This window comes from Collinsella sp. LCP19S3_A7 (genome assembly GCF_052121995.1).
Taxonomy (GTDB): domain Bacteria; phylum Actinomycetota; class Coriobacteriia; order Coriobacteriales; family Coriobacteriaceae; genus Collinsella.
Genome location: NZ_JBQKDE010000010.1, coordinates 47,465 through 62,081, shown reverse-complemented (window position 1 = coordinate 62,081; position 14,617 = coordinate 47,465). Strand labels below are relative to the sequence as shown.

The following is a 14,617-nucleotide window of genomic DNA, read 5'->3' as shown; positions in this document are numbered from 1 at the left end:
AGGGCAAGGGCTCATCAAGGCTGCCGTGCTGAGCGGCAGTTGATAGTGGAGCTATGGTACCCCAAAGCGACGCGTCTAGCCAAAACAATCCATTTGGAAATATGGTCCGTATGCAACGATGCGGACCGTGTGATGCTCAATACTGATAAAACGTTTTTTCTTAGGCGCGTCGCCAAACTAAAATATCACCCAGATAGCAGCGGTTAGAGCGGTTGGTAAAGTTTTTTCATATACCGTTTTTTCCGTAAAAGATGAACTTCTAATTCGGCATACGGTCGATTTTTTGGGGTATTCGGTCGGTATTTCGTTATAATCAACTCAGTTTTATTTCTTATGGTTTATCTATCAGCGCAAGACGATGTCAGATGGAGGTCTGAATGTACAAGCGCACTAAGATTGTATGCACCATGGGTCCCGCCTGCGATAGCGACGAGACCATCCGCGAGATGATCAAGGCGGGCATGAACGTCGCCCGTTTTAACTTCTCGCACGGCTCCTACGACGAGCACCACGGTCGCATCGAGCGCGTCCGTCGTATTTCCAAGGAGCTCGGTATGCCCGTCGGCATCCTGCTCGACACCAAGGGCCCCGAGGTCCGCACCGGTCTTCTGGTCGACGGCAAGAAGGTTGCCGTCAAGACCGGCGACAAGATCGTCGTCACCGCTCAGCCCACGTCCGAGGATTTCCACGGCACCGCTGAGCACATCTCCCTCGACTACCTGGCTCTGCCCTCCGAGGTCGAGAAGGGCTCCCTCATCCTGATCGATGACGGCCTGGTTGCTCTCGAGGTCGAGTCCGTCGACGGCCAGGACATGACCTGCGTCGTCAAGAACGACGGCCTGATCGGCGAGCGCAAGGGCGTCAACATGCCCAACGTCAACATCTCGCTGCCCGCCATCACCGAGCGCGATCGTCAGGACATCCTCTTTGGCCTGACCGAGAACATCGACTACATCGCCGCTTCCTTCATCCGTGACGGCGAGTCTGTCCGCGGCATCCGCGAGCTTTGCCGCGAGAACGGCGGCGAGCACGTGACGATCTTCCCGAAGATCGAGTGCGCCCTGGGCGTCGAGAACTTCGATGAGATCCTCGAGGCTTCCGACGGCATCATGGTCGCCCGTGGCGACCTGGGCATCGAGATCAAGCCCGAGCTCGTTCCGCACATCCAGAAGGAGATCATCGCCAAGTGCAACGCGGCCTACAAGCCCGTTATCACCGCTACGCAGATGCTCGACTCCATGCAGCAGAACCCGCGCCCGACGCGCGCCGAGGTTGCCGACGTTGCTAACGCCATTTACGACGGTACCGACGCCGTCATGCTGTCCGGCGAGTCCGCTGCCGGTAAGTACCCGGTCGAGGCCGTCAAGATGCAGGCCAGCATCGCTCTCGAGACTGAGAAGTACCTCCCGGCTCACGCTCCGCTCGAGGTTCCGACCGATGCTCACGGCACCCGCGTCGTCAACAACGTTGTGGGTATGTCCGCTGTGAACATGGCCACCACCGTTGGCGCCAAGTGCATCACCGTGCCGACGACCACCGGCCGTACCGCTCGCCTGATCTCGCACTTCCGTCCCAACATGCCGATCTGCGCGTTCTCCCGCCACGAGTGGGCCGTCCAGCAGATGATCATGTACTGGGGCGTTATCCCGCACAAGGCCGAGATTACCCAGGGCACCGTCAACGGCACGATCGTCAAGGCGATCGAGACCGCTAAGGAGCTCGGCTACGTCGAGACCGGCGATTTGACCGTCGCTACCGCCGGCGATCCCCGTATGAGCGTCCAGCTTGAGGACAAGGTCTCCTCGACCAACGTCGCCTACGTCGCGCAGGTGCGCTAAATCGCACTTGCAAGCACATTTGCATTAAAAAGGGCCCGGAAGGCTTCGCCTTCCGGGCCCTTTTTCTGTGCGCCGATGCCTACCGCACGGCATGACACGCACCCATTTCTTTACCAAAAGCGCGAAATCCGCCCTCCGAGGCCCAAAAAATAAAGCCCCAAGCGCTAAAAGTGTTCGCCCGGTGGCAAACCCACACCTCACACAGGGCTGATAAATCGTTTTAGCAAGGTCTAAATCGACCACGTTTTCGGAAGTGCGGGGAAAAATTGCCTACCCCCGAGCACAAGCCCTTTTATTTCAACAAAACCCCTGATAAAGTTGGCTTAAATACCGCTTGTGGTTGACCTGTTTGTCTTTTTCCCCGCACTTCCGAAACCGATAGCTTTTCTAGCCCAAACTACGCTCAAACGATCGGATCGCTATGTCATTTCTTGCCTGCGGACCCACGGCTTTTCAGTACTATCGCATACCGCCCCAGATACTGGGACTCTATCCGGCAATCCTGCCGCCCGACCATGACCATCGCTTGGTGCATTACTCAAAACAACCAGTATTTAAAGACTTGCTCGGCACACCAGTCTGGAGATTCGTGGGCGAAAGAAAACAGCGCGCGAACGGAAAGCTATTTCATAGCCGTCTGCTAACCCAAGAGCCGCCTCCTGGGTCGTTTAGGCAGACTGAGCATGGATTTGACGTCACGTCGCCCGAGTTTACGCTGCTCAACCTTGCTACGCAGGTCTCACGCAACCAGTTACTCATGGCTTGCTACGAGATGTGCGGCTCCTTTGCAGTGTTCACGCCTTGTAAACGGGCGCAGCAGCAGCTCGATGAAGCTATTTCGCTTAAGCTCATTCCGCCCGACTGTGGTTGGAAACGTGTTGTCGACACCAAGGGCAATGACACCAACTTGTGGAAGCGCACGCCGCTTCTTTCCGCAGCGGATATCGCCGCGTTCGCCAAGCAGGCCGCAGGCCTGCGCGGCGTTAAACAACTGCGCTGGGCGGCCGAGCACATGACGGGACAGACCGCCTCGCCCTTCGAAGTACAGACCTCCATGCTTGTCTCGCTCCCCCGCAACGAGGGCGGCATGGGCATCAATATCGCAAACAACGTGCGCATCCCACTCAGCGACGCCGCGCGCTCACTGTATGACAAAACCTGCTGCTACGCCGATATCCTCATAGAGAGCAGCACCGACAGCATGGGCGTCATTCTGGAATGCCAAGGCCGCTCCGCCCATGACAGCGAAGCCGCGAGCCTCTCCGATGCCGAGCGCACCACCGCCCTCACAAGCATGGGCTATGACGCTATCCAGATAACCTATGATCAAATCAAGGACACGAAGAGCTTTAACAGCATCGCCGAGCTAATTCATAAAAAGGCGGGGCTCCCTTACGTTCCAAAATCTAAGCTGGAACTCACTGCCGCAGAAACCCTTCGGCGGGAGCTATTGGTCAATTGGGATGAACTGTTCACCGCGAAGTCAGCCGGCTAGCAGCTAGCGATCAGAGGAACTGCGGGGACGTCAGAAGCGGCAACGCGGGCGGCAAAACCCGCCTCGGTTAGCTCAACGACCTCGGTAAACGTTGCGTCAAAGAACTCTTCGGTCAGCAGACGGTACGGCGGATGATCCGGATCGCCGGGGTTTTCGCGCACAATCTCGTGCATAACGCCAATGGTCTTGAGCACATACTCTTGTGGAATCGAATACTGACCAAACTGGGCCGCCGCGGTATAGAGGCGATCGGTCGCACGCGGGATAGAAACGATGCCGAGCGTTTTGCCAAACCAGTCAAAGTCTCCCTGCTTCTTAATGCGGAACTCCTCGCACGGCTTGCCGCCTCGCGCCTCGAGATATTGGTTCACGCGCGTGTTCCACACGGTATCGGCCACCAGATGCGACCAAACGCCCAGCGTCAAATCGAGCAGCGACTGCGCCACGTCATCGGGCGCGAGCGAAAACTCGGCGGCACCGGGGCCGTCAACCGGCTCGGCGTCTTTGTAGCGCTGCGGATAGTGCACCCGATTGAGCCTTTCACGCTCTTCGACAATCGAGGTCGCTGCAGCCGGCGCACCCGCCGGCGCACCTTTAAGCAACGGTGCCACATAGGTGTCCCAAAACTCATGCTCGCGTGGCTTAGGAATGGGCTCGGGCTTGGCAAAGTGCGTGATGCGATACGGGATGGGGTCGGCAATACCGGGAACCATGTAGCCCACAAAAATGTCCGGAACCACGCTGCCAAACAAAAAGGCATTGCGGTCGCGCACGTTATCGGCAAGCGCACCGGCACGCGCCAGAAGTCGTTCCGTCTGAGCGATATGAATATTCCAACTTGGCATAGCTACCCCCGTAAAAACCCGGATAACTATACCATTCGCAGCAAGTCACGTGCGCGGCCGCAACCCCACTATGCGGCAACTATTCTGCTGCACCGTTTTCGGTTCCATATGATGGCACGGGAGCCTCGACCACGTGGTGATATCGATCGATATAAATCGCACGGGCCCCAAGACGTCGTACTAAATCCTGATGATGCGTGCTCATCAAGACCGTCTTACCGGCAGCAACATAAGCCAGTAGAAAGTTAACCACGATGTCGCAAGATTCCTCGTCAAGTCCGTTGGTAGGCTCGTCGAGCACCAGAATATCGGGGTTCATCGACACGACGGCAGCCAGCGCCACACGCTTCTTTTGCCCGCCCGAAAGCTGATAGGGCGAAGCATCGACCAGATCGGCAACCTGAAACAGCCCCATGGCATCACGGACGCGGCGCCCGAGCTCGTCCGCCGAAAGCCCCATTTGAGCCGGGCCAAACGCGACCTCCTCGCCGACCGTGGCGCAAAAGAGCTGTGCATCGGCGTTTTGGAACACGAAGCCCACGCGCTGATGGAACCGCTGGGCCGTCGCGGAATCCTTGAGATATGCCGCATCGACCACATGTCCATCAAACAGGTACGTACCCGCATCCGCAAGCTCAAGGCCGTTGATAAGCCGCATGATCGTCGTCTTGCCACAGCCGTTGGGTCCAAGCAGCGCAACCAGTTCACCGCGATTAACCTGCAGCGACACGCCATCGACCACCGTATGGCCCGCATAGGAAAACACCACGTTGCGAAACTCGATGAGCGGCGTGGCCTTGGCGCCGGCAGCACCGCTCGCACCCATCGCACCATTTGTATCGTTTGCCAAAACGTCGCCCTTCCCTGTTCACATCGACGGCTTGACCGCCCGCGCTACAGCACCGCGCACAACACGGCGAGCAGCACCACAACGGCCGCATAGACCGCGTCGCGCCAGCCAAAGCCGTTCCGTGTAGGCGCCGGATATGCGCCGGCAAAACCGCGGCAAAGCATAGCCTCGTCCATCGCGCGGCTGCATTCCATCGCCTTGATAAAGGTCATGCCCATGATACCCGCGATCGAATCGGTACGCGAAAATCCTGCAGGCGCGCGGCCCACACTGCGAAGCATGACCGATTCGCACAGGTCGTGCGCCGTGCGACCCAGCACCTCGATGTGTTTGAGCGCCATATCAAACGTAAAGATAACCTCGTCGGGCAGGTGCAGCATCTTAAGCGCCGCCGACATGCGACTCCAGGTAAGCGTCCACGAAACGCCCAGCACCAATGACACATTAACAAAGGTCTTGAGCGCAATCTTGAGCATGGCGCCCGTGGCAGAAGCGCCCAGCAGCAGGGCAGGCAGCGCCAAAACCACGGCAAACCCCGCGGCAGCCAACGCCGGCACAAAGGTCGCGTGCAGCCCGCGTACGGGGCGCACCGCAACGAGCACCAACGCGATCGCTGTCATCAGCATCAAGTACAGCGGGCTCTGCGTCAGGCATACGCACAGGACGCAGACGAACATCCCCACCAAACGCACTGGCGCCGAAACGGCAGAAAGGGCGCGGTCGATAATCGACCCGCCCTTATGCACGCCGCCACCTAGGCGAACCCGCTCAAGGAGGCTCGCCAGGTGCAGGACATTCTTTTGCATCACACGATGCCGAGCCCCCGCGGGCTCATAACGCTGCTCGGCCGCAAGCCAGCTAGGCAGCTCGACCGTCGCCATGGGCTCCGCTTTCCTTGACCGTTAGCGAGACCAGACGGAATGCGATGGTGAGCACCGCCACGCCAATCACGCCCGAAAGAATATACATCGCGGCCTGGCCGGCAAAGCCAAGGCCCTGCTCCTCGGAATAGGCCTGCAGATAATCGCCCGTGGGCAGGGCATCGGCAAAGGTCGGGGTATCGAGACCGACCGAAGTCTGCAGACTGTCGTCACCAGCCTCCTGAACGGCGGTCGCGGCGCCCTCAGCGTCCCACTCGCCCCAGGCGTCACCGGTGGCCAGCAAGCCGAGCGGCGTGGCCACGACAAGCACGGCGACCAGGATGAGCGTGGGGACCAGTGAGGTCTTCTTGGCGGCAGCGCCCTCGGCAGCAAGCTGGCCATCGGCGGCCTCGGGCCCGACGATAACGCTCGGCGCCGTCTTCTTAATGAAACCGTAGATGGCGGCCGTCGCCACGCCCTCGACCACGCCGGCTACCAACATGTGCGGGATCATCATGGCCGGAATGGCAATAGAGAGCGGGAAGGGGCAGTACAGCGGAGCTCCCGAAGCGTTGGTAAAGAACATCGGCTGAATACCAAACTCGATCGCCGTGCACAGGGCCGCCAGGCACAGGCCGACCCAACCGCTTACGACGGCCGAAACCGAGGTGCCCCAGCTCTTGTCGTGCAAACGGCTGTTGAGCGCACGGAACACGATAGCGGCGGCAAACGGCAGCACGAAGGCCATGTTAAAGCAGTTGGCGCCAAAGGACAGGATGCCGCCGTCGCCAAACAGCAGCGCCTGCAGCGCCAGCGCGACCGAAACCGCGATGGCCGCGGCCTCCGGGCCCAGCAGCAGCGCGATGAGCGCGCCGCCGACGGCGTGACCCGTGGTACCGCCGGGCAGCGGCACGTTGAACATCATGAGCAAAAAGGAGAATGCGGCACAGATGCCCAGGAACGCCATGTGCTCGCGGTCGAGCGTGGCGCGCACCTTTTTGATGCAGTGAACCCAAACGGGCACCATCGCCACTGCCATGACGACATCGGTCTGCGGGGACAGATAATTATCTGGAATGTGCATGTACGCCTCCCGGTTATCGGCGCACAGAATTACAACGCCGCTTAAATCACCTTGCCAGTGTTACGTATTGTCAGATTCGTAACACGCCACGGGCTATCATAGCAAAACGGCGCACTGCCGACAAAGCAGCACGCCGTTATGCAATGCGCGTGTCATATATGCAGGCTCAGCAGTGCCTTATACCGAGGATAGCAGTCACGTAAGGCTCGGCAGCAGCCACCGCTGAACCATACCCCAGTGCAGGACCTAGCCGCGGACCTCGCCGTTTACGCCCTTGCACACCTTGGTGACGATCTTCTGGTGCGCTTTTTCGACCTCTTCGCTGGTAAGCGTGTGGTCGTCGGAGCGATACGTAAGCGCAAAGGCCATGGACTTCTTGCCCACGCCCACGCGGACCGGATCGCGGTAGACGTCGAACAGACGCACACCCTCGAGCAGCTTGCCGCCGGCGCTGGTAATGCGGCGCTCAAGGTCCTCGCAAGTCACGGAGTTGTCGACCACGATAGCAAGATCGTGCTCAACAGCCGGGTACTGCGAGAACTCGCGGTAGTTCTCCTGGTTGCGGGCGCCCTTGATCAGCTTGTCCAGGTCGAGCTCAAAGGCAACGACGACCTCGTCGATGCCCATGGCTTCGCGCGCCTCGGGGTGGATCTCGCCGACCCAGCCCAGCACGGTGCCGCCAGACAGAACCTCGGCGGCACGGCCCGGCTGCAAGAAGGCATAGCCCTCGCCCTCGACGGGACGGAAGCGAACCTTCTCGATGCGCAGCTGGGCGAGCAGCTCCTCGACGATGCCCTTGCCAAAGAAGAAACGCAGCTTGCGGTACTTCATGTTCCAAGACTGCTCGCTCCACTGGCCCGAGAGCACGCCCGCCACGGACTTAGTCTCCTTGGGCAGGCTGGCGTTCTCGCGGCCGTGGAACAGGCTGCCGACCTCGTACAGGTGCACGTTGGGCGTGCCATGGGCCTCGTTATAGGCCACAGACTGCAGCAGGCCCGGCAGCAGCGAGCGGCGCATCTCGGTCTGCTCGGCCACCAGCGGGTTCATAAGTACCACGGGGCAGCCGCGGCCCTCGGTGGACATGCCGATCTTCTCCAGGTCGCCCGGGGCGGCAAAGCCAAAGGTCGTAGTCTCGTTGAGGCCGCAGGCGCGCAGGATCTCGCCGACCTTGCGGGTGAGCTTCTGCTCGCGGGTCAGGCCACCGATGTGGTTCTTGGCAGCCGGGATGGTCGCCGTCACGCGGCCCATGCCCCACAGGCGCAGGACCTCCTCGATCAGGTCGATCTCGCGCGGCAGGTCGGGGCGGAAACTCGGCGGGGTAACCATAAAGTCCTCGCCGTCGCGCTCGACGGTGCAGCCCAGGCGGGTGAGCGAGCGCTCGATAAAATCGGGCTCGATGTCGGCGCCGCAGATGGCGTGCACGCGGGCCAAACGCAGCTTAATGCTGTCGATGGTCTTGGGCGCGGGGAACACATCCACGTAGCCGGGAGCGACCTCGCCGCCGGCAATCTCCTCGATGAGCGCGCAGGCAACATTGGCCACATCCACGCAGCCGGTCTCATCAACCTGGCGCTCAAAGCGGATGGAGGCGTCGGAGATCAACGACAGGTCGCGGCTGGTGTGCGAGGTGCGACCGGCGTCGAAGCAGGCGCTCTCGAGCATCACGTCGACGGTGTCGTCCTCGATCTCGGAATCCATGCCGCCCATAACGCCGGCCAGCGCCACGGGGCGCTCGCCGTCGGTGATAAGGCCCATGCCGGCATCGAGCGTGCGCTCCTCGCCGTCGAGGGTCGTGAACTTCTCGTCCTGCTGGGCGGCGCGAACCACCACGCGGCGCCTGCCCTCGCGCTCGGCAAAGGTGTCCAGGTCAAAAGCGTGCAGCGGCTGACCGGTGAGCATCATCACATAGTTGGTGATGTCGACAATGTTGTTGTGCGGGCGCACGCCCAGGGCGTTAAGGCGCTTGACCATCCAGTCAGGCGAGGGGCCGACCTTCACGTTGCGCACGATGCGGGCGACATAGCGGTCGCACAGGCCCTCGTCGGCGATCTCGACCGAAAGCTCGTCGTCGGTCGCGCGGCCGGTCTCCGCCTTGATGGCGGGCAGCTCAACGTGGAAATCGCGGTCGAAGATGGCACCGGTCTCACGGGCCATGCCGATCATAGACAGGCAGTCGGGGCGGTTGGGCGTGATCTCGCAGTCGAGCACGGTATCACTCGAGCCCACGTACTCGGCAAACGGCATGCCGCAGGGCGTATCCTCGGGCAGGATCATGATGCCGGAGTGGTCGCCGCCCAGGCCGAGCTCGCGCGCGGAGCAGTTCATGCCCATGGACACGACGCCGCGAAGCTTGCTCTTCTTGATCTTGACGTCACCGGGAAGCACGGCGCCGATCATTGCCGTGACGATGTGGTCGCCGGCCTCAAAGTTCTGCGCGCCGCAGACGATCTGCAGCGGGGCGGGGTTGCCGTCGGCGTCGAGGTTCTTGTCACCCACGTCGACCGAGCACACATACATATGGTCGCTATCGGGGTGCGGGGTCTTGGTGAGCACCTTGGCAGTCACCACGTGGTCGAAGGATTCTCCCACGGTGTCGATCGACTCGACCTCGGTGCCGGTACGGATATATTCGTCCGAAAGGGTCTTGGGATCCTCCGGAATATCGATCATGGTCTTGAGCCAGTCGTAAGAAACGCGCATCTAACTGGTCTCCTTTCATCTGTAACGTCTGCAATAAACAGACGGAAAACTCCAGCTACGGAGACGGGTTTCCGAGGTGCCGCAGATCGCCCCGAAAGAGGAGCGCCGCGTACTTGGGTACGCAAGCGACGGTTTGAGGGGCAAGGTGCGGTGGCTCGGGAAGCCGCCGGGACAGGTCAACTTAAAACTGATTCAGGAAACGCATATCGCCTGTCATGAGCGTTCTGAGGTCGGGCAGGTCGTAGCGCAGGGCAGCGACGCGCTCGGCGCCAATGCCAAAGGCGAAGCCGGTGTACTTCTCGGGGTCGATGCCGCAGTTGATCAGGACGTTGGGGTCGACCATGCCGCAGCCCAAGATCTCGATCCAGCCGCTGTGTTTGCAGAAGTTGCAGCCCTTGCCGCCGCAGACGTGGCAGCTCACGTCCACCTCGCAGGAAGGCTCGGTGAAGGGGAAGAAATGCGGGCGGTAACGCGTCTTGCGGTCCTCGCCAAACATGCACTTAACAAAGTAGTCGAGCGTGCCCTTAAGATCGCCAAAGGTGATGCCCTCGTCGACGACCAGGCCCTCGATCTGGTTGAACTGCGGCAGGTGACAGGCGTCGGCCGTGTCGGGACGGTAGACGGTGCCCGGGCAGATCATGTAGATGGGCGGCTTCTGCGACTCCATGGTGTGAATCTGCACGCCCGAGGTCTGGGTGCGCAGCAGCACGTCGGACTCGCCGTGGGCATGCGCCTCGGGGTGCGCGACGCTGCCGGGGTTGTTGTCGACCACATAGAAGGTGTCGCGGGCCGAGCGGCTCGGGTGATCCATGGGGGCGTTGAGCGCGGTGAAGTTGTAGTAGGAGGTGTCGACCATGGGACCGGACTCGACGGTGTAGCCGATACCGCTAAAGATGTCCTCGGCCTCCTCGATAATCTGCTTGATCAGGTGCTGATGGCCGATCTGCGGACGGATGCCCGGCAGCGTGATGTCGACGGCCTCGTGCTCCAGTGCGTGCTTGAGGGCGGCGGCCTTCATCTCGGTGGTGCGCTCGTCGAGCATGCCCTCGATCAGCTGGCGCATCTCGTTGGCGCGCTTGCCCATCACGGGGCGATCCTCGGGGGCGAGCTTGCCCATCATGCGCATCAGGCCGGTAATACGACCCTTGCGGCCGAGCAGCTCAACGCGCGCAGCCTCGAGCTTGGCGGCGTCGTCGGCGCCTGCGACGAGCTCCTTGGCCTCTTCCTCGAGTTTGACCAGATCATCAATCAGACTCATGTCTTCCCTTTCGTCTCTCGCGTTCCCCGCTCGCCAGGACGACTGCCGCCGTCTGGCGTTGCAAAAACGCGGCCCGGTTCGGTAACAAAAAACCGTCCTCGGGCATGTGCATTGCCCAAGGACGGTTGAATTCCGCGGTACCACCTTGTTTGACCCGGCGGATGTCTGGCCCGCCGTGCCCACTCTATGCCCCTTATCGCGAGGCTCACGGCTTCCCTACTGGGGCTTCGCCGCCGCTGGCCGCGCGCCCGTTGAGGTTGCTGCTCGGGAGTGAACGCTTGGCCCTTGCCACCGCAGGAAGGCTTGCAGCCCATGACCTTCCCTCTCTTGCCGGCGACGCGGCGGGCAAAACCCTCTCCGTCAACGCATTGGGCTATAGGATAACACATTCTGCGAGCATATCGCCGCGTTCCGTTTTGTTCGCACTGGGTACAAGGCAGGTAGCTGTGCAAACTGGCCGCACGCCCACCCGTGGCGTCCGGTCTGCGAGATCAAGGATATAGGTATGGGAAAGAAACTCGATAAGAAAGCCAAGGCCGCCGTGGCCAAGGCCTCTAAGAACGCCAAGGCGGGCAAGGGCATCAAGAAGCTCCGCAAGCTCGAAGGCAAACTATGGACCCGCGAGTACCTGCTCAAGATTGCCGAGTTCGATGGCGCGACGATTGCCCCCGCCAACGGCGCTGCGGCCCGCGCCGATGCTATGGGCACCCTTGCCGGCGAACATCACAAGCTCCTGACCAGCAAAAAGTCCGTCGAGCTTGTAGGCTCGCTGGCACACGAGACCGTCGCCGGCGGCAAGATCGACGACCCGCAGCTGCTCGACGAGATCCGTGTGCTCGGCCGCGACCAGCGCGAGGCAAGCGCCATTCCCACCGAAGAAGCCGAGGCCTGGACCAGGCTCACCTGCGAGGCCGACGCCGTGTGGCACAAGGCCAAGACGGCCAACGACTGGGCGAGCTTTGAGCCCTACGTGGATAGAATCGTCGCCCAGCTCAAGCATCAGGCCCAGCTCATGGACCCCAAGCGCGACCCATACGATGTTTGGCTCGACCAGTACGAACGCGGCCTTTCCGCCAAGAGCTTCGATAAGTTTTGTGACGAGGTCAAGGCCACCGTCGTGCCGCTCGTTCACGCCATCGGCGAGCGCGGGCAGCAGCCTACTGCCGACTTTTTGCACGCGCATGTGCCCGAGGCCGCCCAGCGCGCCATGAGCTTCGACCTGATGAAGCTCGTCGGCCTTAACCTGGACGACACCACGCTCGCCTTTACCGAGCACCCGTTTAGCGAGGGCTTCTCGGTGGGCGATGCGCGCATCGCCACGCACATCTACGAGAACGACTGCATCTCCAACGTCTATAGCATCATCCACGAGGCGGGGCACGCCATGTACGAGCTGGGCGTGAACCCCGCTTACGCGCGCACGTGTCTGGAGGGCGGCACCTCCATGGGCATTCACGAGAGCCAGAGCCGCTTTTTCGAGAACACCGTAGGCCGCAGTCGCGCTTTTATGGGCCCGCTGCTCGAAGTGCTGCGCCGTCACGCGCCCGAGGTCTACGGCAACGTGGACGAGGACACGCTCTACCACGCCGTGAACATCGCTCAGCCGTCGCTGATCCGTACCGAGGCTGACGAGCTCACCTACCCGCTGCATATTATGGTGCGCTACGAGATTGAGCGCATGCTGTTTGCCGGCGAGGCCACGGCAAAGGACATCCCCGCGCTTTGGAATCGCTTTATGGACGAGTACCTGGGCATTCCTGTTCCCGACGACACGCGCGGCTGCCTGCAGGATACGCACTGGAGCGGCGGCTCGTTTGGCTACTTCCCCACGTATGCGCTGGGCAGCGCCTACGATGCCATGTTTGTGCCGGCCATGTGCCGCGACGGTGTCGACCTTAACGGCGCCTGTGCGAGCGGCGACCTGGCACCCGTCCGCGCTTGGCTGGGCGAGCACATTTGGCAGTGGGGCCGCGCCAAGGACGCGCCGGAGCTCATCAAGGGCGCGTGCGGTATGGCATTCGATGCCCGCTACTACTGCAGCTACCTGCAGGACAAGTTCACCACGCTGTACCAGCTGTAAGGATTGACCAGCACGCCATCGCCAACGCCAACCATGTTGACGTCGATGTCTTGGCAACGTCAGCGAAAACGGCCCCAAGCGAGCAAGGTGACGTGAAATGAAAGGGCGCTGACCTTCTGGTCGCGCCCTTGAAATTGAACGCCAGATTGCCGCTTGGGGCCGTTTGTAGCGTCGAGCGGTTACGCGGTTTGGTAAAACCGCGTAACTACAGAGCCTCCAGCGCGGCGGCGATGCGCTTCATGGCGGCGTCGGCGGCGTCTTGGTCGGGGGCCTCGGCCAAAACGCGAATCACCGACTCGGTTCCGCTCTTGCGCACCAGCACGCGGCCCTCGCCCGCCAGCGACGCCTCGGCCTCGGCAATGGCGGCCTGCACGCCCATGTTGCCCAGCGCAGCATCCTTGTCCGCCACGCGTACGGCAACCTGCGCCTGCGGCAGCAGCTTACACGGCACCGCGAGCTGCGAAAGCGTCTCGCGCTCGGCACGAATCACTTCCATCACACGCAGCGAGGTCATTATGCCGTCGCCCGTACGCTCGATATCGCCAAAGATCGTATGGCCCGTCTGCTCGCCACCCAGGCTGTAGCCGCCCTCGCGCATCTTGGCATACACGTGGCGGTCGCCCACGCCGCTGGTCACGGCACTCAGGCCGGCAAGCTCCAGCGACTTAATCAGGCCAAAGTTGCTGGCGATCGTCGGCACCACGGTACCGCCCGAGAGGCGCCCGTGCTTGTTAAGATACACGCCGCACACGTACAGAATCTGGTCGCCGTCGACCACGCGGCCGCGCTCGTCCACGGCCAGGCAGCGATCGGCATCGCCGTCGTAGGCAAAGCCCACGTCCAAGCCTTGCTCCACCACATGGCGCTGCAGGCGCTCCATATGCGTAGAGCCGCAGTCGACGTTAATGTTAAAGCCGTCGGGTGCGGCGTTAATCACGCGCACATCGGCGCCGAGCGCATCGAACACCGGCTTGGCGACAGAGGACGCCGAGCCGTTGGCGCAGTCAATGCCAATCTTGACGCCCTGCAGCGAAAAGTTCGCGCTTGCAATGAGCGAGGCAATGTAGCGGTTGCGGCCCTGCATGTAGTCAACCGTGGCGCCAATGTGGTTGCCCGTGGCCAGTGGCACCTCGCTCTTGCCATCGATGTAGTCCTCGATGAGCTCCAGCACGTCCTCGTCCATCTTAAAGCCGTCGCTGTTGACGAGCTTAATGCCGTTATCGCAAAACGGATTGTGGCTCGCACTGATCATGATGCCGCAATCGAAGCAGCCCTCCACGGTCTGGTGCGCCACGCCCGGCGTAGGAATCACATGCAGCATATAGGCGTCTGCGCCGCTCGCAACCAGACCGCTCACCAGCGCCGCCTCGAACATATAGCTCGAGCGACGCGTGTCCTTACCCACGATCACGCGCGCCTTGGCCCCGCGCCTGGCGCCGTAATACCAGCCCACAAAGCGGCCGATCTTGTACGCGTGCTCCACGGTCAGCCCAACGTTGGCCTCGCCGCGAAATCCGTCGGTGCCAAAGTACTTCATGCGATCTCCTTACAAAATAGGGGCGAACAGATTGCCTGTCCGCCCCAAAATGGTACTCGATTATCTGCGC

The 14,617-nt window shown here is 61.4% G+C and carries 10 protein-coding genes; 3 read left to right on the top strand and 7 right to left on the bottom strand.

Annotation, left to right across the window (positions count from 1 at the left end; all coding sequences use genetic code 11):
* The first annotated feature begins 377 nt into the window (after positions 1 to 377).
* Both pyk and ACTQV3_RS06000 read left to right on the top strand, forming a co-directional pair.
* The gene (pyk, locus tag ACTQV3_RS06005) at positions 378 to 1,838 is read left to right on the top strand and encodes a pyruvate kinase (RefSeq protein ID WP_427793920.1); all 1,461 of its coding nucleotides are present in this window, start codon (positions 378 to 380) and stop codon (positions 1,836 to 1,838) included.
* Between the two features lie 421 nt (positions 1,839 to 2,259).
* Positions 2,260 to 3,333, top strand: coding sequence for a hypothetical protein (locus ACTQV3_RS06000; RefSeq protein ID WP_427795924.1), 1,074 nt, complete (start codon positions 2,260 to 2,262; stop codon positions 3,331 to 3,333).
* On the opposite strand, the gene ACTQV3_RS05995 is transcribed toward ACTQV3_RS06000, so the two are convergent.
* The 6 genes from ACTQV3_RS05995 to pheS form a co-directional block, all read right to left on the bottom strand.
* Positions 3,330 to 4,178, bottom strand: a complete 849-nt coding sequence (locus ACTQV3_RS05995) for a hypothetical protein (RefSeq protein WP_427795218.1) — start codon at positions 4,176 to 4,178, stop codon at positions 3,330 to 3,332. The two genes, ACTQV3_RS06000 and ACTQV3_RS05995, sit on opposite strands and share 4 nt — an antisense overlap.
* Positions 4,179 to 4,257: 79 nt before the next feature.
* Positions 4,258 to 5,028 (bottom strand): energy-coupling factor ABC transporter ATP-binding protein, encoded by a 771-nt coding sequence (locus ACTQV3_RS05990; RefSeq protein ID WP_441068973.1) that lies wholly within the window; start codon positions 5,026 to 5,028, stop codon positions 4,258 to 4,260.
* Between the two features lie 44 nt (positions 5,029 to 5,072).
* Positions 5,073 to 5,909: an energy-coupling factor transporter transmembrane component T gene (locus tag ACTQV3_RS05985; protein ID WP_441068971.1), complete on the bottom strand. Its 837-nt coding sequence runs from the start codon at positions 5,907 to 5,909 to the stop codon at positions 5,073 to 5,075.
* Positions 5,887 to 6,972: a cobalt transporter CbiM gene (cbiM, locus tag ACTQV3_RS05980; RefSeq protein ID WP_441068969.1), complete on the bottom strand. Its 1,086-nt coding sequence runs from the start codon at positions 6,970 to 6,972 to the stop codon at positions 5,887 to 5,889. The genes ACTQV3_RS05985 and cbiM overlap by 23 nt, the downstream gene beginning before the upstream one ends.
* Before the next feature lie 246 nt (positions 6,973 to 7,218).
* The gene (pheT, locus tag ACTQV3_RS05975; protein ID WP_441068967.1) at positions 7,219 to 9,672 is read right to left on the bottom strand and encodes a phenylalanine--tRNA ligase subunit beta; all 2,454 of its coding nucleotides are present in this window, start codon (positions 9,670 to 9,672) and stop codon (positions 7,219 to 7,221) included.
* Positions 9,673 to 9,853: 181 nt separating this feature from the next.
* The gene (gene pheS / locus ACTQV3_RS05970) at positions 9,854 to 10,930 is read right to left on the bottom strand and encodes a phenylalanine--tRNA ligase subunit alpha (RefSeq protein ID WP_154517607.1); all 1,077 of its coding nucleotides are present in this window, start codon (positions 10,928 to 10,930) and stop codon (positions 9,854 to 9,856) included.
* Positions 10,931 to 11,435: 505 nt separating this feature from the next.
* Here pheS and ACTQV3_RS05965 point away from each other — a divergent pair.
* On the top strand, positions 11,436 to 13,010 hold the full coding sequence (locus ACTQV3_RS05965) for a carboxypeptidase M32 (protein WP_441068965.1): 1,575 nt from the start codon (positions 11,436 to 11,438) through the stop codon (positions 13,008 to 13,010).
* A gap of 205 nt (positions 13,011 to 13,215) precedes the next feature.
* Here ACTQV3_RS05965 and glmM read toward each other — a convergent pair whose 3' ends face one another.
* Complete coding sequence (glmM, locus tag ACTQV3_RS05960) at positions 13,216 to 14,547, bottom strand: phosphoglucosamine mutase (protein ID WP_154517601.1); 1,332 nt, start codon at positions 14,545 to 14,547, stop codon at positions 13,216 to 13,218.
* Positions 14,548 to 14,617 lie beyond the last annotated feature (70 nt).

What these genes read in the sequence shown, in the direction of transcription:
- ACTQV3_RS05995 (WP_427795218.1), bottom strand. Translation starts at nt 4,178, where the DNA reads ATGCCAAGTTGGAATATTCATATCGCTCAGACGGAACGACTTCTGGCG.
- ACTQV3_RS06000 (WP_427795924.1), top strand. Translation starts at nt 2,260, where the DNA reads ATGTCATTTCTTGCCTGCGGACCCACGGCTTTTCAGTACTATCGCATA.
- cbiM (WP_441068969.1), bottom strand. Translation starts at nt 6,972, where the DNA reads ATGCACATTCCAGATAATTATCTGTCCCCGCAGACCGATGTCGTCATG.
- glmM (WP_154517601.1), bottom strand. Translation starts at nt 14,547, where the DNA reads ATGAAGTACTTTGGCACCGACGGATTTCGCGGCGAGGCCAACGTTGGG.
- pheT (WP_441068967.1), bottom strand. Translation starts at nt 9,672, where the DNA reads ATGCGCGTTTCTTACGACTGGCTCAAGACCATGATCGATATTCCGGAG.
- ACTQV3_RS05965 (WP_441068965.1), top strand. Translation starts at nt 11,436, where the DNA reads ATGGGAAAGAAACTCGATAAGAAAGCCAAGGCCGCCGTGGCCAAGGCC.
- pheS (WP_154517607.1), bottom strand. Translation starts at nt 10,930, where the DNA reads ATGAGTCTGATTGATGATCTGGTCAAACTCGAGGAAGAGGCCAAGGAG.
- ACTQV3_RS05985 (WP_441068971.1), bottom strand. Translation starts at nt 5,909, where the DNA reads ATGGCGACGGTCGAGCTGCCTAGCTGGCTTGCGGCCGAGCAGCGTTAT.
- pyk (WP_427793920.1), top strand. Translation starts at nt 378, where the DNA reads ATGTACAAGCGCACTAAGATTGTATGCACCATGGGTCCCGCCTGCGAT.